Source organism: Pseudomonas sp. DWRC2-2 (genome assembly GCF_049897885.1).
Lineage (GTDB): Bacteria > Pseudomonadota > Gammaproteobacteria > Pseudomonadales > Pseudomonadaceae > Aquipseudomonas > Aquipseudomonas azotoformans_A.
On the sequence record NZ_JAFCXD010000001.1, the window covers coordinates 433715 to 453053 of the forward strand.

General features: G+C 62.8%; 18 protein-coding genes. 12 read left to right on the plus strand and 6 right to left on the minus strand.

Translation table 11 applies throughout. The features are described 5' to 3' along the window. The first annotated feature begins 42 nt into the window (after nt 1-42). From ACP7EW_RS02235 to ACP7EW_RS02280, 10 genes are all read left to right on the plus strand, one after another. On the plus strand, nt 43-813 hold the full coding sequence (locus tag ACP7EW_RS02235; protein WP_426214986.1) for a FadR/GntR family transcriptional regulator: 771 nt from the start codon (nt 43-45) through the stop codon (nt 811-813). Nucleotides 814-907: 94 nt separating this feature from the next. Continuing rightward, nucleotides 908-2110: an ABC transporter substrate-binding protein gene (locus tag ACP7EW_RS02240; RefSeq protein WP_426214988.1), complete on the plus strand. Its 1203-nt coding sequence runs from the start codon at nt 908-910 to the stop codon at nt 2108-2110. 58 nt (nt 2111-2168) lie between these two features. Continuing rightward, on the plus strand, nt 2169-3029 hold the full coding sequence (locus ACP7EW_RS02245) for a branched-chain amino acid ABC transporter permease (protein WP_016974865.1): 861 nt from the start codon (nt 2169-2171) through the stop codon (nt 3027-3029). Between the two features lies 1 nt (nt 3030). Continuing rightward, nucleotides 3031-4041: a branched-chain amino acid ABC transporter permease gene (locus ACP7EW_RS02250; protein WP_061448974.1), complete on the plus strand. Its 1011-nt coding sequence runs from the start codon at nt 3031-3033 to the stop codon at nt 4039-4041. Next, nucleotides 4038-4787 (plus strand): ABC transporter ATP-binding protein, encoded by a 750-nt coding sequence (locus ACP7EW_RS02255; RefSeq protein WP_426214991.1) that lies wholly within the window; start codon nt 4038-4040, stop codon nt 4785-4787. The genes ACP7EW_RS02250 and ACP7EW_RS02255 overlap by 4 nt, the downstream gene beginning before the upstream one ends. Then, complete coding sequence (locus ACP7EW_RS02260) at nt 4787-5482, plus strand: ABC transporter ATP-binding protein (RefSeq protein ID WP_028617000.1); 696 nt, start codon at nt 4787-4789, stop codon at nt 5480-5482. The genes ACP7EW_RS02255 and ACP7EW_RS02260 overlap by 1 nt, the downstream gene beginning before the upstream one ends. A 13-nt stretch (nt 5483-5495) precedes the next feature. Next, nucleotides 5496-6764 carry a Zn-dependent hydrolase gene (locus ACP7EW_RS02265; protein ID WP_426214993.1) on the plus strand — a complete coding sequence of 423 codons (1269 nt, stop codon included), beginning with the start codon at nt 5496-5498 and terminating at the stop codon, nt 6762-6764. Then, complete coding sequence (locus ACP7EW_RS02270) at nt 6761-8164, plus strand: amidase (protein ID WP_426214995.1); 1404 nt, start codon at nt 6761-6763, stop codon at nt 8162-8164. The genes ACP7EW_RS02265 and ACP7EW_RS02270 overlap by 4 nt, the downstream gene beginning before the upstream one ends. A 417-nt stretch (nt 8165-8581) precedes the next feature. Further along, the gene (locus tag ACP7EW_RS02275; protein ID WP_016974860.1) at nt 8582-9445 is read left to right on the plus strand and encodes a LysR family transcriptional regulator; all 864 of its coding nucleotides are present in this window, start codon (nt 8582-8584) and stop codon (nt 9443-9445) included. Nucleotides 9446-9503: 58 nt separating this feature from the next. After that, nucleotides 9504-10508, plus strand: coding sequence for a LacI family DNA-binding transcriptional regulator (locus ACP7EW_RS02280; RefSeq protein WP_033903294.1), 1005 nt, complete (start codon nt 9504-9506; stop codon nt 10506-10508). Here the strand turns inward: ACP7EW_RS02280 and ACP7EW_RS02285 are convergent. The 6 genes from ACP7EW_RS02285 to ACP7EW_RS02310 form a co-directional block, all read right to left on the minus strand. Continuing rightward, complete coding sequence (locus ACP7EW_RS02285; RefSeq protein ID WP_426214998.1) at nt 10505-11230, minus strand: SDR family oxidoreductase; 726 nt, start codon at nt 11228-11230, stop codon at nt 10505-10507. The genes ACP7EW_RS02280 and ACP7EW_RS02285 overlap by 4 nt on opposite strands. Further along, nucleotides 11231-12763, minus strand: coding sequence for an FGGY-family carbohydrate kinase (locus ACP7EW_RS02290; RefSeq protein WP_426215000.1), 1533 nt, complete (start codon nt 12761-12763; stop codon nt 11231-11233). A 2-nt stretch (nt 12764-12765) separates the two neighbouring features. Further along, on the minus strand, nt 12766-13845 hold the full coding sequence (locus tag ACP7EW_RS02295) for an alcohol dehydrogenase catalytic domain-containing protein (protein ID WP_038849047.1): 1080 nt from the start codon (nt 13843-13845) through the stop codon (nt 12766-12768). Between the two features lie 28 nt (nt 13846-13873). Then, nucleotides 13874-14866, minus strand: coding sequence for an ABC transporter permease (locus ACP7EW_RS02300; RefSeq protein WP_033903298.1), 993 nt, complete (start codon nt 14864-14866; stop codon nt 13874-13876). Continuing rightward, nucleotides 14832-16340: a sugar ABC transporter ATP-binding protein gene (locus ACP7EW_RS02305; protein WP_426215002.1), complete on the minus strand. Its 1509-nt coding sequence runs from the start codon at nt 16338-16340 to the stop codon at nt 14832-14834. Before ACP7EW_RS02305 ends, ACP7EW_RS02300 begins: the two co-directional genes overlap by 35 nt. Before the next feature lie 63 nt (nt 16341-16403). Next, complete coding sequence (locus ACP7EW_RS02310) at nt 16404-17327, minus strand: substrate-binding domain-containing protein (RefSeq protein ID WP_038849054.1); 924 nt, start codon at nt 17325-17327, stop codon at nt 16404-16406. 193 nt (nt 17328-17520) lie between these two features. Here ACP7EW_RS02310 and ACP7EW_RS02315 point away from each other — a divergent pair, with 193 nt between their 5' ends. Then, a complete protein-coding gene (locus ACP7EW_RS02315; RefSeq protein ID WP_426215003.1) occupies nt 17521-18198 on the plus strand; it encodes a sterol desaturase family protein in 678 nt (225 codons plus the stop codon). Further along, nucleotides 18195-19292 (plus strand): SMP-30/gluconolactonase/LRE family protein, encoded by a 1098-nt coding sequence (locus ACP7EW_RS02320; protein ID WP_426215005.1) that lies wholly within the window; start codon nt 18195-18197, stop codon nt 19290-19292. The genes ACP7EW_RS02315 and ACP7EW_RS02320 overlap by 4 nt, the downstream gene beginning before the upstream one ends. Nucleotides 19293-19339 lie beyond the last annotated feature (47 nt).

A 19339-nucleotide genomic window follows, 5' to 3' on the forward strand; every position in this document is an offset into this window, starting at 1 on the left:
ATTAAGTGCTATTAATCCGCATTAATACGATAAATCGAACTTATGCTAAGCCGCCCGCTACGACGCAAACGCCAGAAGCTGTCCGATGTGATTGTCGAGTCGGTCAAGCGCTCCATCGTCACCGACGCCTTGAAGCCTGGCGACCGCCTGCCCACCGAACGCGAGCTGATGGAAAGCTTCCAGTGCTCCAAAGGTTCGGCCCGCGAAGCGCTCAAGGCGCTGGAAGTGGAGGGCCTGGTGAGCACACGCACCGGGCCCAGCGGCGGCGCCTACCTGAACCAGGCGGGCACCGAACCGGCCAACCGCGCGTTGCGCAACTACCTGCACTTCCAGCATCTGGACGGCGAACAGGTGTACCAACTGCGCAAAGTCATCGAAGTGGAACTGGCGGTATCGGTACTCGGGCGCTTGAGCGAAGAGGACTACCAGGCCCTGCAGGACAACGTGGATTTTTGCAGCGCTCCCGAAGACAGTGAAGCCGGCCAGCGTGAACAGCGCCTGGCGGAGCTGGAGTTTCATAACCTGCTGGCCAAGGCCTGCCCCAACCCGTTGCTGAGTTTCATGGCGCAGTTCCTCAACGATCTGCTGCGCGACCTGGTGGTGCTGAAAAAAGCCTACAAGCCCAAGCGCAAGCAGTTCGACGCCGCCAACCTCGACTATCACAAGCAGTTGCTGATCGCCTTTCGTGCAGGGGATGAAAGCGCAGTACGCAGCTTGATGCATGAACACATGTGCGATGCCGAACACCACATGACCGCCCTTGAAGGCCAGGTCAGCCCGCACTTTTTGCTGGAGTTCGATCACACCCACTGACAGCCCCCCTCCAATAACAGGCCTGCCCACAGGCCCTTGCTCCACCGTATCGCCATTGCCACTCCTGCCAATAACTAAACCAGGGAGTCACCCCATGCAGCGTCGTACGTTGTTGAAAGCCAGTCTTACCGCAGCCGCCGCCCTCAGCCTCCCGCTGAGCATCCGGTCTGCATTCGCCGTCGAGCCCTTTACCTTTTACGGCCTCAAGTCCATGTCTGGCGCCTTTGCCAGCTATGGCAAGTTTGCCGACATGGGTTCGCGCCTGGCGGTGGAACAGCACCCCGAGCTACTCAGCCGCCCGCTGAACTACAAGGTGATCGACACCGAGGGCAATGCCGGCAAGGCCGTGCGCAAGGTGCAGGAAGCCATCCAACAGGATGGCGCACGGTTCTTCCAGGGCTGCACCCTGTCATCCTCGGCACTGGCGGTGGCCAAGGAAGTGGACAAGGTCGGCGGTGTGTTCATGACCCCGGTGGGCGCCGATGAAGTCACCGGCAAGGACTGCAACAAGGCAACCTTCCGCTGGTCGGTGCCTACCTACGGCGCGATCCGCGAAACCATGGTGCCGCTGATCAAGCTGCTGCCGGACGCCAAGCGCTGGTACACCATCACCCCGCAATACGTGTTCGGCGAAGCGCTGCTCGAAGGCGCGAAGAATGTACTCAAGGAAAACGGCCTGGAACACATCGGCAACAGCTACCACTCGTTGCAGGAGCAAGAATTCTCCGGCTACCTGACCAACGCCATCGCCGCCAAACCCGATGTGCTGGTGCTGCTCAACTTCGGCAGCCAGTCGTCCAACACCCTGCGCCAGGCGGTGAACTTCGGTATCAAGGAACGTATGAAAGTCCTGCTGGTGTGGTCCGCCGGCCTCGACCAGTTCCAGGAACTGGGCAGCGACGTGCTGGAAGGCGTGTATCTCGGCGCGCAGTACTGGCACCAGGTCGACACCCCGCTCAACCGTGAACTGGTCAAGCTCACCCAAGCCAAATACGGCATCAACCCTACCTACCCGCTGGCCGCCGATTACATCAGCACCAAGGTCATGCTCGAAGCCATTATTTCTACCGGCAGCTTCGACGGGCCGACCGTGGCCAAGGCCCTGCAGGGCCTGAGCTACGAAGGGCCCACCGGCAAGGAATCGATCCGCGCCGGCGACCACCAGGTGATCAAGGATTACTACCTGCTGATCGGCAAGGCCACCGCCGACATGGCCGACAAGGATGACCTGGCCAAGGTGCTCAGCGCCGGCCAGTCGTTCCCGCCGGTGGACGCCACGGGCTGCACGCTCGGCTGATCCCCCTGAATTTGGTAGCGCAGGGCCGTGCAAGCGGCCTCCTGCAGAGGGTTCCTGCATGCTTAATCTTTACCTGTTCCAGATCCTCAACGGCCTTGGGCTGGGGATGATCTACTTCCTGATCGCGGTCGGGCTGACGATCATTTTCGGCCTGCTCAACTTCGTCAACTTCGCCCACGGCGCGTTTTTCCTGCTGGGTGCCTACATCTGCTACACCGCCGTGAGCCTCACCGGCAACTTCTGGCTGGCGTTGCTGATTGCGCCGCTGGTGGTGGCCGCGCTGGCCTGGGCCATCGAGCGGTTGTTGATCCAGCGCATCTATCACTTACCGCACATGTTCCAGATCCTGGTGACCTTGGGGATCGCGCTGATCATCCAGGAGGCCAGCGTGATGATCTGGGGCCCGGTCGGCAAAAGCGTCGCCGTGCCGGAACTGCTGCGCGGCGTGCTGGTGGTGGGTGACTTCGTCTACCCCTACTACCGCCTCTTTCTCATCGTGTTTTCCGGGCTGGTCGGCCTGGGCCTGTGGCTGCTGCTGGAACGCACGCGCTTCGGCGCCCTGGTGCGGGCCGGCAGTGAAAGCACCGAAACCGTGTCGCTGCTGGGCACCAACATCTTCCGGCTGTTCTCCATGACCTTCGCCCTCGGCGTGGCCCTGGCCGGTGTCGCGGGCGTGCTGTTCGCCCCGTTGCGCGGCGCGCAGCCCTTTGTCGGCCCGGAAATTCTCGGCGTGGCCTTCGTGGTGGTGGTGATCGGCGGCATGGGCTCGTTCAGCGGTGCGCTGGTCGGCGGTTTGCTGGTGGGCGTGGTGCAAAGCCTGATGACCACACTCTGGCCCCAGGGCGCGAGCTTGATGATCTACGGCGCCATGGCCGTGGTGATTCTGGTCCGTCCCTACGGCCTGTTTGGGAGAGCCTGACATGAGCGAGAAAAATCCCCTGCCGTTTGCCAAGACGCAATCGCGCGCGATGTTGCTGTGGGTGTTGGCGGTGCTGATCGGCCTGCCCTTGATACTGCCCTCGGCGACCCTGGCCACCGAGATCCTGATCTTTGCCATGGCGGCCCTGGCCTGCAACCTGCTGCTGGGCTACACCGGCCTGCTGTCGTTCGGCCAAGGCATCTTCTTCGGGGCCGGCGCCTATTGCGCGGCGTTGCTGATGATCCACCTGCAACTGGGCCTGTTCACGGCGTTGCTCGGCGCCGCCGTGGCCGGTGGTTTCCTGGCGTTGCTGGTGGGCGCCCTGGCGATCCGTCGCACCGGCATCTACTTCGTGATGCTGACCCTGGCGTTCAGCCAGATGGCCTACTTTGTCGCCTACACCCTCAGCGACTGGACCGGTGGCGACAACGGCCTGCTCAGCGTGCCACGCCCGGAGATCCGCATAGGTGAAACCGTGCTGCTGTCACTGGCCGACGCCCGCGCCTTCTACGGCTTTGTCGCGGTGCTGTTCCTGTTGATCTTCATCGGCGCCCGCCGGGTGATCGCCTCGCCATTCGGCAGCACCTTGATGGCGATCCGCGAAAACGAAACCCGCGCCTCGGCCATCGGCTACGACACGCGGCACTTCAAGATCCTGGTGTTTGTGCTGTCCGGCGCCGTCACCGGGATTGCCGGCGCGCTGTACGCCATGCTGCTGCACTTTGTGCCGCTGTCGAATATCGACCTGGCGATGTCCGAGAACATCCTGATCATGACCATTGTCGGCGGCACCGGCTCATTGTTCGGCTCGCTGCTCGGCGCTGGCTCCATCGTGCTGCTCGGGGATTTCCTCTCCGACCTGTGGCCGCGCTGGCTGATGCTGCTGGGGGTGATCCTGATCCTGGTGGTGATCTTCATGCGCGGTGGTTTGTGGGGCGGCCTGGCGTCGCTGTTCGAAAAGGTACGCGGCCATCGCAACACGGCCGCTGTCGCCAAGGAGGAAGGGCTATGAGCATCCTTTTGGAAACCAGAGACCTGGAACTGGCCTATGGCGCGTTCCACGCGGTGAACGGCGTGAACCTCAAGGTCGAGGCCGGCACCATCCACACCATCATCGGCCCTAACGGCGCGGGCAAGACCAGCCTGTTCCACTGCCTCACGGGCGAACGCCAGGCCACCGCAGGGGCGATTCATTTCGACGGCAAGAACCTGATGCGCAAGCCCGCCCACGGCCGCGTCGGCCTGGGCATGGCGCGCTCATTCCAGCTCACCAGCCTGTTCCAGAACCTCAGCGTGCGCGAAAACCTGCGCCTGGCCGCCCAAGGCCGTGACGGCGCGCTCGCGTTGAATTTCTGGCGCCGCGTCGACAGCAAGCGCGAACACCTGGAGATGGCCGACCAGGTGCTGGAACGCCTGCAACTCACCGCCCGCGCCAACACCCTGGCCGGTGAGTTGTCCCACGGCCAGCAGCGGGTGCTGGAGGTGGGCATTTCGATCTGCTCCAAACCGAAACTGTTGATGCTCGACGAGCCCACCTCGGGCATGGGCATCGATGACATCCCGATCATGACCCAGTTGATCAGCGACCTCGGCCGCGACCACACGGTGCTGCTGATCGAACACAACATGAGTATTGTCATGTCCATCAGCCAACGCATCACGGTGATGAGCCACGGCCAAATCCTGGTGGAAGGCACGCCCGAATTCGTGCGCGCCGATGAACGCGTGCGCACCGCTTACCTCGGGGAGGCTGCCTGATGCTGATCGTCGAGAATATCCATTCCTACTACGACAAGAGCCATGTGCTGGAAGGTGTGTCGCTGACCGTCAACCCTGGCGAACTGGTGACGCTGCTGGGGCGCAATGGCGCTGGCAAGACCACCACCTTGCGCAGCATCCTCGGCATCATCTGCCCGCGCCAGGGCCAGATCCACTTCAACGGCCAGGCGCTGGTGGGCCAGAAGATCTTCGAAATCGCCCGTCAGGGCCTGGCATTGGTGCCGGAAAATCGCGGGATTTTCCGCCTGCTCACCGTCGAGGAAAACCTGCGCATCGCCGCACGCAAGACCAGTCGCTGGCAGTTGGAAGACGTGTACGCCATGTTCCCGCGCCTCAAGGAGCGGCGCAAAAACGCCGGCCACGCGTTGTCCGGTGGTGAGCAACAGATGCTCGCCATCGCCCGCGCCCTGCTCAACGATCCCAAGCTACTGATCCTCGATGAACCCACCGAAGGCCTGGCCCCGGTGATCGTCGACGAGTTGGTGAAGATCCTGCGCAAGGTCAAGGACGACGGCCTGCCGGTGCTGTTGGTGGAACAGAACCTGATGGTCTGCGACAAGCTTGCCGACCGCCATTACGTGCTTGAACAGGGCCGCGTGGTCTACGAGGGCAGCGCCGAAGCCTTTCGCGCCGACCCGACCATCAAAAACCGTTACCTGGCCCTGAGTGCCTGACCGGAGACTGCTGATGAATAGTTTTGCGCAACCGCTCAAGAGCGACGCCCCGCTGATCAATCGCGACCGACTGTGGCAGTCGCTGATGGACCTTGCCCAACTCGGCGCCACCGCCAAAGGCGGCGTATGCCGCCTGGCCCTCACCGACCTCGACCGCCAGGCCCGCGACCTGTTTGTGCAATGGTGCGAGGCCGCCGGGTGCAGCGTCACGGTCGACGCTATCGGCAATATCTTTGCGCGCCGCGCCGGGCGCAATCCGGCCCTGCCCCCGGTGATGACCGGCAGCCATATCGACACCCAACCCACCGGCGGCAAGTTCGACGGCTGTTATGGGGTGATGGCCGGACTGGAAGTGATCCGCACCCTGAATGATTTGAACATCGAAACCCAAGCGCCGATTGAAGTGGTGGTGTGGACCAACGAAGAAGGCTCGCGTTTTCCGCCGTGCATGATGGGCTCCGGGGTGTTTGCCGGTAAGTTCAATTTGCAGGACACCCTCGACAAAGTCGATGACCAGGGCCTGTCGGTGGGTGCCGAACTGCAACGCATCGGTTACGCCGGTTCCCGCGCCGTGCTCGGCCACCCAGTGGGTGCGTATTTCGAGGCGCATATCGAACAGGGCCCGGTGCTGGAAGACCAGGCCACTACCATCGGCGTGGTCATGGGCTGCCTGGGCCAGAAGTGGTTCGACCTGACCTTCACCGGCGTCGAAGCCCACGCCGGCCCGACGCCGATGCACCTGCGCAAGGACGCCCTGGTCGGTGCTGCCGAGGTGGTCAGCGCGGTCAACCGCATCGCCCATCAACAGCAACCCCACGCCTGCGGCACGGTCGGTTGCCTGAGCCTGCACCCCGGTTCGCGCAACGTGATTCCCGGCCAGGTGCACATGACCCTCGACCTGCGTCACCTGCATGCAGACAAACTACACGCCATGGTCGATGAAGTGCGCAGCGTAATCGAAGCCACCGCCGCCAGGCACGGGTTGGCGTATGAACTGACGCCAACCGCCGACTTCCCACCGCTGGACTTCGCCCCAGCCTGCGTCAACGCAGTACGGGAAGGCGCCGAAGCCTTGGGCCTGAGCCATATGGACATCGTCAGCGGTGCCGGCCACGACGCGATTTTCGTCGCTGAACTGGGCCCGGCCGGGATGATCTTCGTGCCCTGCGAAGGCGGCATCAGCCATAACGAAATCGAAAACGCCGCGCCGGATGACCTGGCGGCGGGCTGCGCGGTGTTGCTGCGCGCCATGGTCAATGCGGCACAGGGGGACGTGGCATGAGCGAGATCGGCCAACTGACGGCGGTGCAACTGCTACAGCATTTTCGCGACAAGACCTTGTCGCCGGTGGAAGTCACCGAGGATGCCCTGCTGCGTATCGAACGCTTCAATCCGGTGGTGAACGCCTATTGCCACGTGGACCCGCAAGGCGCGCTGAACGCCGCGCGCGCCTCGGAACAACGCTGGCTGAACGGCCAGCCCTGCGGCCCGTTGGACGGCGTGCCGTCTTCGATCAAGGACCTGACGCTGACCAACGGCATGCCGACCCGCAAGGGCTCACGCACCTCATCCGCCGAGGGGCCGTGGGACATCGACGCGCCCTTCCCAGCCTTTATGCGCAAGGCCGGCGCGGTACTGTTGGGCAAAACCACCACCCCGGAATTCGGCTGGAAAGGCGTCACCGACAACCCGCTGTACGGCGTCACCCGCAACCCTTGGGACACCCGCACCACGGCAGGCGGTTCGTCCGGCGGCGCGGGCGCGGCGGCGGCGTTGAACCTGGGCGTGCTGCACCAGGGCAGCGATGCGGGCGGTTCGATCCGGATTCCCTGTGCCTTTACCGGCACCTTCGGCATCAAGCCGACGTTCGGCTATGTGCCTCAATGGCCAGCCAGCTCCATGACCATCCTGTCGCACCTGGGGCCGATGACCCGTACTGTGGAAGACAGCGTCTTGATGCTGCAAACCATCGCCCAGCCGGACGCACGGGATGGCTTGATCGGTGCTCCACGCACCACACCATGGTTGACGCCGGGCACGGATTTGAAAGGGTTGCGCGTGGCCTACAGTCCGAACTTCGGTTACGTAGAGGTCGACCCACAAGTGGCCAAGGTGGTGGCGGAGGCGGTGCGAGGCCTGGAACAACTGGGCGCCCACGTCGAGCAGATCGACCCCGGTTTCAGTGACCCACTGGACGTCTTCAGCACCTTATGGGCAGCCGGCGCGGCACGCCTCACCGGGCCCATGAGCGAGGTACAAAAACAAATGCTGGACCCCGGCCTGCTGCGCATCGCCCAGCGCGGCGAGCGTTTGAGCCTGGACGACTTCAGCGCAGCCCTCGAAGCCCGCGCCACACTGGTGGCGCGCATGGCGGCGTTTCATGAGCACTACGATGTACTGGTGTCGCCGATGATGCCGATCACGGCATTCGAGGCCGGGCACGATGTGCCACCGGGCTCGGGTTTGCAGGAATGGACACAGTGGACACCGTTCACCTACCCCTTCAACCTGACGCAGCAACCGGCAGCCTCGGTGCCGTGTGGGTTGGCGGCAAATGGCTTACCCGTAGGCTTGCATGTAGTAGGCGCGCGATTTGCCGACGAGCAGGTGTTGCGAGTGTGCCACGCCTACGCGAAGGCCTTCCCGAGCAAGCATCTCCTAGCCCCACAAACCCCAACCTGAAATGCCGGCTCCTACAAGACCGCGTATCCACGATGCGAAGCGAGTCGCTTTTGATCTTGATCTTAGGCGCCCCGTCAAACACGCTGGCCGGAATTCGGCAGGGATTTGGGGGGTAAACCGGCAGGGATGCCGGTTTAGCCGCCCCGCGCCATGGATGGCGCGTGGCGGCGGCCCCCCAAATACCTGTCGGATTACGGGCACACCGAGCCTAAGCAAGGTGCCGAGTGTTGGGGCAAGAGCCCTTTGGTTACTTTGGGGCTCTTTTCCAAAGTGACCCGCCGTAAGGGCGGAACCCATACCAGCCGTTACCTAAATAACGGATATGTCCACATCACCACCGCCATCGCAGCCAATCCCCCTCCCACAGTTTCAACCACATTCCATTACACTGTCCCCCATTCATTCCCAGGGGCCTTCATGGACATCGAACTGGCACGCACCTTCCTCGAAATCACCCGCTGCGGCAGCCTGGCCGCCGCCGCCGAGAAACTGCACGTCACCCAGACCGCCATTACCGCACGGGTCAAGAGCCTCGAAAGCCAACTAGGCAGCACACTGTTCGTGCGCAACCGCGCAGGCGCCAGGCTGACCGCCGACGGCGAGGCCTTCGTGGTGTACGCCAACCAATTGCTGCAAACCTGGGAAGCCGCAAAACGCGACCTGCCGCTGCCGGACGGCTATCGCAACGTGCTGCACATCGGCGGCGAAGTCAGCCTGTGCAACCCGTTGATGCTCGGCTGGGCCCAAGCGTTACGCCAACACATCCCCGGCCATGCCCTGCGCACCGAAGTGCGCGAAGGCGACTACCTGTTGCGCCAGCTGGAACTGGGCGTACTCGACGCTGCATTGGTGTTCCAGCCGCAATACTGGCCAGGCTTGCAGGTGGAACAGGTGCTGGAAGAAAAACTGATCCTGGTGCAACTGGTGAGCAACCCAGCGCCCTACGTGTATATCGATTGGGGACCAGGCTTTCGCCAGCAACACGACGCCGCCCTGCCCGACAAGGCCCGTGCCGCATTGAGTTTCAACCTGGGCCCGCTGGCGTTGCAATACATCCTGGAGAACGGCGGCGCCGGCTATTTCCGCACCCGCGTGGTACAGAGTTACCTGGACAGCGGCGTGATGCAGCGTGTGCCCAAGGCACCGGAGTTCAGCTTCCCGACGTACCTGGTGTACTCACGGGCGCGGGATTCGGCGGTGTTGCAGCAGGCGCTGGGGTTGCTGCGTGAGGTGGTCAAGGCCGAAAGCGACTGGTCGCAGCGTTGGGACCCACTGATTTGAAGCAACAATCTGCACCGCGCATGCTAGCCTGCGGGTGTTTCCTATTGCAGCCTGACCGATGAACAAGAAGAAGTCCGTCACTATCAGCGACATCGCCAAGCGGGTCGGCATGACCACCATCACGGTGTCCCGCGCACTGAGCAAACCCGACCTGGTCAAACCGGCCACCCTGGCGCGCATCCTCGAAGTGGCGCGGGAGATGGACTACGTGCCCAACGCCTTCGCGCGCGGGCTCAAGCGCAGTGAAAGCCTGATCATCGGCGTGATCACCGCCTCCGTGGACAACCCGTTCTACAGCGAAATGATCAAGGCGATTTCCCGCGAGGCCAAACAGCATGGCTACACCATCATGCTGGTGGACACCGATGAGCTGGAAGAGCTGGAAAGCAAGGCCGTGGACACCCTGTTGGGCTACCGCGTGGCGGGGATCATCCTGTCGCCGGTCTCGGATGAACCGAGCTACCAGCCCGACTACCTCGAACGCCTGGGCAACGGCAAGACCCCAGTGGTGCTGCTCGACCGCACGATCCACGACAGCCCGTTCAGCCGCGTGGTGCTCGACAACTACCACAGTGGCATCCAGGCCGCGCACTACCTGCTGCGCCAGACCCCGAACCTCAAGCGCTTGCTGGTGCTGACCGGTCCCGAGCACTCGCGCATCACCGTCGAACGCCTCAAGGGCCTGCGCGAAGTGCTGGCCGAACACCCGCAGGTGCAGGTCGAAGTGCAGGCCGGCGACTACACGCTGATGCCGTCCTACCTGCACACCCTCGACTACCTGGCCGAACACTCGGCGCCGGACGCGATCATGGGCTTCAACCAGTTGATCACCCTCGGCGCTCTACGCGCACTGCGCATGCACAACATCGCCCATGACAGCCTGACCATCTGCGGCATCGACCGCCTGCCCTTCGCCGATATCTTCGGCGTGCCCATCGCCTGCGTGGCCCACGATGCGTCCTTGGCCGGCAGCAGCGCGGTGCGCCTGTTGCTCGACCGCCTGGAAGACCCGTTCAAGCCACGGGACAAGGTGGTGATCGCCGGTCAGTTGGAAAATGGCTAGCGGCTGGTGTAGCCGCCGTCGATGGGCAGGCTGACGCCGCTGATCATGCTCGCGGCGCGGCTCAGCAGGAACAGCACCGGCAGGGCGACTTCCACGGTTTCAGCAAAACGCCCGAGGGGAATCGCCGCCAACGCCGGGTCACGCTTGGCCGGCTCGGACCAGGCCATGGCCGCCATCGGCGTGAGCGTCACCGTGGGGTTGACGCTGTTGACGCGAATCCCAAAGCGGCCCCACTCGGCGCATTGCACGCGGGTGATCGCATCCAGCGCGGCCTTGGAGGCGCAGTAGCCGAGGTGATCGTCCAGGGCCACCAGCGAGGCCTGGCTGGAGACATTGACGATGCTGCCAGCGATCTGTGCTTCGATCATTTTGGCCGCTACACGGCTGGCGACCTGGGCAGCAGCCCGGGCGTTGACTTGCATCACCTGATCGAACGCTTCAGCGCTGATGGCGGCAGCCGGCTCCAGGCGCGAGATACCGGCGCAGTTGACCAGGCCATGCAGCGGCGGCAGGTCGTGCAGGGCCTTGTCGAGGGCGACGCTGTCGGCGATGTCCAGGCACAAGCTGTGGCAGCCGAGTTCGGCCAAGGCTTGGGCGTCGCGGCCGAGGGCAAAGACTTCGGCGCCGCTGGCGATAAGCTGTTGGGCGATTTCACGGCCGATGCCGCTGCTGGCGCCGGTGACGAGGATGCGGTGGTGGGTGAAGTCGAACGCTGCGTTCATTCAGTTCTCCTGCAGGCTGTGCATGATCGGTTTCAGGGCGGGATACAGCTTCAGGTACTGAGCAAACGCGCGGTCATACGCCTCGACGTGTTCCGCCTTGGGCTCAGCCCGTAACTCCAGCTGCACCCAGCCCTTGTCCATCGCCCCATCACTCACCAACCCCACCGTATGCGCCGCCAACAACGCCGCCCCCAGCGCCGCTTCCACCTCCTGGACAATGGTGTACACCGGGTAGCGCGTGACATCCGCGATGATCTGCATCCACAGATCCGAATGGCTCGCCCCGCCCACCACGATCAAGCGTGGGTCCAGGGAATGCGCGCCACGGGTGCCCGCTTCGATGTTGTGTCGCAGGGCAAAACTCACCCCCTCCAGCACCGCGCGATACAGGTGAATACGGCTGTGGTAGAGGTTCAAGCCAACAAAACTGCCACTGGCGCGGTCATCCCACACCGGGCTGCGCTCGCCCATCAAGTAAGGCAGGAACAACAAGCCTTCGCTGCCCGCCGGGATGCTCATCGCGCGCTGTTCCAGCAACACCAGACTGTCCTGGCCGGTGGCCTTGGCTTGCTGTTCTTCGGCCTGGCAGAACTGCTCGCGGAACCAGCTCACCGACGCGCCGGCCGTGATCGCACCGCCGAAGATGTACAGGTCGCGGTGGCCATTGTAGACGTGGGGCATGCTCACCAAACCGTGATGGGCATCCACCTGTTGGTTCAGGTAACCCCAGCACATGCTGGTGCCGATCATTGCCACGTGGTTGCCTGGCTGAGTCACACCCGCCGCCAAGGTTGCCATGGCGGCATCGACGCCACCGGCCAGAATCGGTGTGCCCGCCTGCAGGCCCAGGCGCGCCGCCCACTCTTCCAGCAACCCACCGACGACTTCACCGGAATACACCAGGCGCTCCGGCATCATCGCCTGCGGTATGCCCAGCGCATCAAGCATTTCGCCAGACCAGCCGCGCGCCTTCACGTCGTAGACGCCGCCGATGTTGCCGGCGCTGCTATGGTCCACCGCCAACTCGCCGGTGAGGCACCAGTTGATGTAGCTGTTGGGCGGCAGCAGGTAGCGGGTCTTGGCCCACACCTCGGGCTGGTGCTGCTTGAGCCAGAGCATCTTGGTAAAGCCGTAGTAGCTGTCCACCGAGTTGCCGGTAATCGCGAACAGCCGCTCCAGGTCCACCTGCTCGCGCACCCAGGCCACCTGCTCACCGGCGCGGCGGTCCATCCAGATCAGGCACGGGTGCAGCGGCGTGAGCTGCGCATCCACCGCAATCCCCGAGCCGCCGTACAGGCTGCTGATGCAGAGCGCCTTGACCTGCTGCGCCGCCACGCCGGCCTTGGCCATGCATTGCGCCACACAGGCCTCGACGGCATCGAGCCAGACCTGCGGCCATTGCTCGGCCCAGCGCACTTTCGGGGTATCCACGCGATACCCCTGGCTGTGCTGGGCAATGATCGTGCCTTGACCATCCACCAGCAGCGCCTTGGTGCTCTGGGTTCCTATATCGACACCCATCACGTAGTTCATTTTCAGGCCACCGGCTTCAACAGCACCTTGATCGACTTAGTCGAATTGGCCAACGCGAAGGCCTCGGCAAAGTCGTCCAGCGGGAAGTCATGGGTGACGATGCCCTTGGAGGTGACCAGGCCGCGTTCGAACAGGTCGATAGCGATCGGGTAGCAATACGGGCCGAGGTGGGCGCCGCGGACGTCCAGCTCCTTGCGGTCGCCGATGATCGACCAGTCGACGCTGGTCTCGGCGCCAAACACGCTGAACTCGACAAAACGCCCGAGCTTGCGGATCAGGTCCAGGCCCTGGGTCACGCCCGCCGGCACGCCGGTGGTTTCGATGTAGACGTCGCAGCCGTAGTTGTCGGTCAGGCCGTTGATGATTTCGCGGGCGTTGTCGCGCGACGGGTTGATCACCACATCGGCGCCGAATTTTTTCGCCAGTTCCAGGCGCTCGTCGACCATGTCGATCACCACCAGTTTCTTCGGGGTTTTCAACGCAGCGACTTGGACCATGCACAGGCCGAGGGTGCCGGCGCCGGCGATCACCACCACGTCGTCGAGCTGGACATCGCCACGGTTGACCGTATGGATTGAGCAGGCCATCGGTTCCACCAGCGCCGAGTCTTCCAGCGACACCGACTCGGGGATCTTGTGCACGATGGCGGTCTTGGGAATGCGCATGTACTGGGCCATGCCACCTTCGGCCACTTCACGCTGGAAGCCGAAGATATTGTGCACTTCGCACATCCAGTACTTGCCTGACTTGCAGAAACGGCACTTGCCGCACGGCACGATCTGCTCGGCGATCACCTTGTCGCCCACCGCGACTTCGAAGTGCTCTTCGGCGCCCTCGCCCACTTCCACCACATAGCCAAAAAATTCGTGCCCCGGTACCACCGGCGCCTTGACCCACGGGTTATCGCCGCCCCAGAACATTGCGGCGCCCGAGTGGCACTTGCAGTCACTGGCACAGATGCCGCAGGCGGCGATGCGGATCACCAGCTCATTGGCGCGCGCCTGGGGTTTGCCGATGCGTTCCAGGCGATAGTCTTTCGGGCCGTGGCAGACGACGGCTTGCATTTCGGTGTGCTTGTCCATGGTGTCGGGTCCTGTTCTTGTTAGGTATTTATTTGTGGCGCTGACGGCTGATAAAAATCGCCAGCAAAATGATTGCGCCCTTGATCACGCTCTGGACGTAGGGCGACACGCCCAGCATGTTCAGGCCGTTGTTCAACACGCCGAGCAACATGGCGCCGAGCAACGTACCGACGATCACCCCGCGCCCACCGGCAATCGAGGCGCCGCCGAGTACCACGGCGGCAATCGCATCCAGCTCGAACGACACACCGGCATTCGGCTGGCCGCTCATCAGGCGTGAGGTGAGTACCAACCCGGCAATCGCCGCCGTGAGGCCACTGATCCCATACACCAGCAGCTTGAAACGCGCCGCACGCACGCCAGACAAGCGCACCGCTTCTTCATTGCCGCCAATGGCGTAGATGTAGCGACCGATGCGCGTATGTTGCAGCAGCACGTAGGCAGCGAGGTAGGTGAGCAGCATGATCAGGATCGGCACCTGGATGCCGAACAGGCTTTCGCGGCCAAAGAACGCAAACCACTCCGGCAAGCCAGAAATCGGATAGCCGTCGGTGTACATCAGGCCCAGGCCACGGGCGATGCCCATGGTCGCCAGGGTCACGATGATCGGCGGCATGTGCAGGTAGGCCACGAACAAACCGTTGCCGATACCAAAGGCCACGCCAATCAACATGCCTGCGCCAATCGCCAGGCCGGGCGGCAGGCCCGCAACCATCAACCCGGCCGTGAGCGTGCCGGACAAGGCCATCACCGGCCCGACCGACAAGTCGATGCCACCGGTGAGGATCACGCAGGTCATGCCCACCGCGATGATCGCGTTGATCGACACCTGGCGGGCGATGTTCGACAGGTTGCTGGCGGTGAGGAAGGTGTCGCTGGCGAGGATCATCACCAGGGTCACCACCACCAGCCCCACGAACGGATAAAACGCCGGCGAGCGCACCAATCGCGCCAGGTTCAGGCGCAACCGGCTGCTGTCGCCGGTCCTAATGGACGTATTCACTTGAGCCCCCTGTTGCATGGCGCATGACCTCTTGAGGATTGACGGCAGACGCTTCGAGTACCTTGACGATGGCCCCCTTGTGGAACACGGCGACGCGGTCGCACATGCCGATGACTTCCGGCAATTCGGAGGAAATCATGATGATTGCGTAGCCCTGTTCGGTGAGGCTGCGCATCAGCGCGTAGATCTGCGCCTTGGCGCCCACGTCGATGCCACGGGTGGGTTCGTCGAACACCAGCACGTCGCAGTGATGGTTGATCCAACGGGCGATCACCACCTTTTGCTGGTTGCCACCGCTGAGGTTGAACACCCGGCTTTCGCTGCTGGGGGCCTTGATCGACAGTTGCTTCATCAGGCCTTCGACGCTGGCGCATTCGCGGTTTTTGTCGATCAGCCCCGACGCGTTCTGGTATTTGGGCAGGTTGTTCAGCGAGATGTTTTCGCGAATGCTGAAGTCGGTGATCAGCCCTTCGCTCTTGCGGCTTTCCGGCAGCAGGCCGATGCCGTGGGCCAGGGCCTGGGCCGGGTCGTCGAGGGTGATTTTCTCGCCACGCAGCCGCACGTCTTTGCTCACCGACGGCAGCGCGCCCATCATGCCCAGGGCCAACTCGGTACGACCGGAGCCGACCAGCCCGGCAAAGCCGAGGATCTCACCCTTGTGCAGTTGGAAGCTGTTATGAGGGCCGTTGCGCACCAGCTGGATGTCCTTGACCTCCAGCAACAGCGGGCCGCGCTCGGTGCTGGGCTTGGGTGGAAAACTGCATTCCAGGCGGCGCCCGACCATCATCTCGACCAGCCGGTCGATGTCACTGTCGGCCACATCGGTGACGCCCACATTGCCGCCGTCGCGCAACACGCTGATGCGGTCGCACACCTGGAAAATCTCCTCCAGGTGATGGGAGATGAAAATCACCGCCACGCCCTGACGCTTGAGCTCACGCATGATCTCGAACAGCAGCTCAGCCTCGCTGGGCGTGAGGGTGGCGGTGGGTTCGTCGAGCACCAGCAGGCGCGCATCCAGGGCCAACGCCTTGGCGATTTCCACAAACTGCTGCTCGGCCACGCTGAGGTGCTTGACCGCGCATTGCAGGTCGATAGTCACGCCCAGGCGCTTGAACAAGGCCTCGGAAGCCTCGACCATTTCACGCTTGCGCAACAGGCCGAAACGGTTGCTCAGCTCATGGCCAAGGAAAATGTTTTCCACGGCTGTGAGGTAGGGAATCAGGCTGAATTCCTGGAACACGATGCCGATGCCGGCGGCGATTGCATCGCGGTAGGTCGCGAACTGCTGGGCCTGGCCGTCGATCAGGATCTGGCCTTCGTCTTGATGCTCGACGCCGCCGAGGATCTTCATCAGCGTCGATTTGCCCGCGCCATTTTCGCCGAGCAAGGCATGGATCTCACCGCGCTCGACTTGCAGGTTGATGGACTTGAGGGCCTGTACGCCCGGGTAGCGCTTACAGATGTTTTCCAACTTCAGAAGACTGCTCATACCGCCGACCTCATATTCAGAAGGATGACCTGGGCCCCACGGACAGCGTGGGGCCTGGGCGATTTACCAGCTGAAGTCCTTGGCCTTGGCCTGGTCGATCAGGGTGATGTCCACTGGAATGGTGGCCGGCACTTGCGAGCCCCACTTCTTGGCCAGGGCGATGCCCAGGGCCAAGCGGATCTGGTCGCGCGGGTATTGCGCCGAGGTGGCGATGAATTTGCTACCGGGTTTCTGGATCGCCTTGATGGCTTCCGGCGCGCCATCGACGCTGACCAGCTTCACGTCCAGGCCACTGGCTTCGATGGCCGAGAGTGCACCGAGGGAGCCGTTGTCATTCACGCTGAAAATGCCCTTGAGGGTGGGCTGGGCCTGCAACATGTTTTCGGTGACGGTCAGCGCCTGGTCACGTTCCTGCTTGCCGTTCTGGATGCTGACAATCTTGATGTCCGGGTGCTTGGCCACGGCCTCTTTGCAACCGCGTACACGCTCCAGGATCGGCACCACGGCGATGCCGTCGAGGATCGCGATATTGCCTTTGTCGCCGATGTTCTTGGCCAGGTATTCGCAGGCCTGGAAGCCGGCGTCGAAGTTTTTCGAGCCGACGAAGGAATCCAGCGGGCCGTCGGCCTGGGCGTCTACCGCGACGACCACGACACCGGCAGCGTGGGCAGACTTGACCGCCGATTGCACGCCGACCGAGTCCGTGGGGTTGATCAGCAGGATGTCGATGCCTTTTTGCAGCATGTCTTCGACGTCACTGACCTGCTTGGACACGTCGTGACGGGCGTCGGTGATGATCAGTTTCGCGCCGATGGTCGCCCCGGCTTCTTCGAGGGCGTTTTTCATAGTGACGAAATAGGGGTTGTTGATTTCCTGGAAGGACGCGCCGATGCGGATCGGCTTGGCAGCGTCGGCAAATGCCGGGGAGACGGTGCCGAGGGTGATGCTTACAGCCAATAAACACAGGGTTTTCGGGAGCATTTTCATGGCATGATTCTCTGTTTTGTTTTTATTGTTAGAGCAAATGTTATCGTTAACATTTTGCGAGAAGCTAACAAGGAAATGGGGGGTATGCAAGCCCCCATTGGTCGCTTCGGGTAAGCCGGTCACTGCAAAACTCGCACATTCCCTGGCGCCAACTAAGCTCACTTTCCAACAAAAAAACACCGAGCAAGCCGCAATGGACCACCCTACCGAGACCTTTCGCGCCCGTTACCGCGCCTCTGTCGCGCCCCATTACAACCCTTGGCTGCACGCCGGTTTCGTGTTCGGCTACGGCCTTGTGTGCATCGCCCTGGCCTGGTCTTCCACGCATCAGATCAGCGCAGTGCAATGGCTGACCGTGCCGCTGACCCTGGTGTTCTTCAACCTCTGCATCTACCTCGTGCACCGTCACCTCGGCCACCACAAGCACGCCTTGGCCCGGCTGTTCTACGCACGTCACACCGGCGATCATCATAGTTTCTTCACCCCCGGCCACATGACCTACGACAGCCCCCGCGACTGGCGCGTCATCCTGTTCCCGGCTTGGCTGATCGTGCTGCACAGCCTGGCAATCACCCTGCCCGCCTGGTGGTTGCTCAAGCAAGTGAGCCCCAATGTCGCCGGGCTGTTCGCGGGGTGCATGATCCTCGGGTATTTACTTTACGAAGTGTTTCATGCCTGCGAGCACCTGCCCGCCAGCCACCCGGTGGCACGGCTGCCGTGGATCCGCCAGATGCATCAACTGCACGCCCTGCATCATCGCCGTGAACTGATGCAGGGACGCAACTTCAACATCGTCCTTCCCCTGATGGATTACCTGTTCGGCACCCTGCACTGGGAACCGAGCCCCCACGACAACCAGGAATCGTCATGAGTACCCGTCCCAAAAAACTGCGTCATCTGTTGTTTGTCCTGTTGCTGGCGGTGGTCGCCTTTCTGCTGTTGATGCCCACAAAGGTGCAACCCGTGAATTGGACGCCACCCAAGGCGCCGTCGATGAAGAGCGGCCCTTACGCCGAGAATCAGCGCCTCAAGGGCGTGCAGAAAATCGGCGCCCAGGACATCGCCGGGCCCGAAGCCTTGCTGCTGGACGCCCAGGGCTTTTTGATCAGCGGTTTGCATGACGGGCGCATCATCCGCACCTCGCCCGACAGCCGCAGCCTGGAAGTATTGGCCAATACCGGGGGGCGGCCCCTCGGCCTGGCGTTGCACCCGGATGGGCGCTTGATCATTGCCGACGGGATCAAGGGCTTGCTCGCCCTGGATGCAAAACATCAACTCACGACGTTGAGCACCAGCGCCAACGGCGTGCCCTTTGGCTTTACCGATGACGTCACCGTGGACGCCAGCGGGCATTTTGCCTACTTCAGCGATGCCTCGAGCCGCTGGGGCTATGGCCAGGATGGCGAAGCGGTGATCGAACATGGCGGCGACGGTCGGCTGCTGCGTTATGACTTCAGCAACGGCAGCACCGACGTGCTGCTCGACCAACTGCAATTCGCCAACGGCGTTGCATTAGGACCGGACGAAACCTTCGTGCTGGTGAATGAAACCGGCGCGTACCGCATCAGCCGCTACTGGCTCAAAGGCGAGCGCGCCGGCACCCATGACTTGTTTATCGACAACCTGCCCGGCCTGCCGGACAACCTCAGCTTCAACGGCCAGGACCGTTTCTGGGTGGCGCTGTATTCGCCACGCAATCCCTTGCTGGACAGCTTTGCCGGCTATCCGATGTTGCGCAAGGTGATGGTGCGGGCGCTGATGGTGGTGCCCAAGCCTATCGAACGCAAAGCCTTCGTGCTGGGGCTGGATACCGAGGGCAAGGTCATCGCCAACCTGCAGGATGGCAGCCCGGGAAATTATTCGCCGATCACCACCGCGCGGGAATATGGAAACTGGTTGTACCTGGGCTCATTGAAGGGCACGAGCATGGCGCGCCTGCCGTTGGACCTGGCATTGGCGCCCTGACGCAAAAAGGGCATACAGGCGCGCGGCCTGTATGCCCTGGGTACTAC

Coding starts and splice junctions, on each gene's coding strand:
- ACP7EW_RS02235 (WP_426214986.1), top strand. CDS start 43: ATGCTAAGCCGCCCGCTACGACGCAAACGCCAGAAGCTGTCCGATGTG.
- ACP7EW_RS02240 (WP_426214988.1), top strand. CDS start 908: ATGCAGCGTCGTACGTTGTTGAAAGCCAGTCTTACCGCAGCCGCCGCC.
- ACP7EW_RS02245 (WP_016974865.1), top strand. CDS start 2,169: ATGCTTAATCTTTACCTGTTCCAGATCCTCAACGGCCTTGGGCTGGGG.
- ACP7EW_RS02250 (WP_061448974.1), top strand. CDS start 3,031: ATGAGCGAGAAAAATCCCCTGCCGTTTGCCAAGACGCAATCGCGCGCG.
- ACP7EW_RS02255 (WP_426214991.1), top strand. CDS start 4,038: ATGAGCATCCTTTTGGAAACCAGAGACCTGGAACTGGCCTATGGCGCG.
- ACP7EW_RS02260 (WP_028617000.1), top strand. CDS start 4,787: ATGCTGATCGTCGAGAATATCCATTCCTACTACGACAAGAGCCATGTG.
- ACP7EW_RS02265 (WP_426214993.1), top strand. CDS start 5,496: ATGAATAGTTTTGCGCAACCGCTCAAGAGCGACGCCCCGCTGATCAAT.
- ACP7EW_RS02270 (WP_426214995.1), top strand. CDS start 6,761: ATGAGCGAGATCGGCCAACTGACGGCGGTGCAACTGCTACAGCATTTT.
- ACP7EW_RS02275 (WP_016974860.1), top strand. CDS start 8,582: ATGGACATCGAACTGGCACGCACCTTCCTCGAAATCACCCGCTGCGGC.
- ACP7EW_RS02280 (WP_033903294.1), top strand. CDS start 9,504: ATGAACAAGAAGAAGTCCGTCACTATCAGCGACATCGCCAAGCGGGTC.
- ACP7EW_RS02285 (WP_426214998.1), bottom strand. CDS start 11,230: ATGAACGCAGCGTTCGACTTCACCCACCACCGCATCCTCGTCACCGGC.
- ACP7EW_RS02290 (WP_426215000.1), bottom strand. CDS start 12,763: ATGAACTACGTGATGGGTGTCGATATAGGAACCCAGAGCACCAAGGCG.
- ACP7EW_RS02295 (WP_038849047.1), bottom strand. CDS start 13,845: ATGGACAAGCACACCGAAATGCAAGCCGTCGTCTGCCACGGCCCGAAA.
- ACP7EW_RS02300 (WP_033903298.1), bottom strand. CDS start 14,866: ATGCAACAGGGGGCTCAAGTGAATACGTCCATTAGGACCGGCGACAGC.
- ACP7EW_RS02305 (WP_426215002.1), bottom strand. CDS start 16,340: ATGAGCAGTCTTCTGAAGTTGGAAAACATCTGTAAGCGCTACCCGGGC.
- ACP7EW_RS02310 (WP_038849054.1), bottom strand. CDS start 17,327: ATGAAAATGCTCCCGAAAACCCTGTGTTTATTGGCTGTAAGCATCACC.
- ACP7EW_RS02315 (WP_426215003.1), top strand. CDS start 17,521: ATGGACCACCCTACCGAGACCTTTCGCGCCCGTTACCGCGCCTCTGTC.
- ACP7EW_RS02320 (WP_426215005.1), top strand. CDS start 18,195: ATGAGTACCCGTCCCAAAAAACTGCGTCATCTGTTGTTTGTCCTGTTG.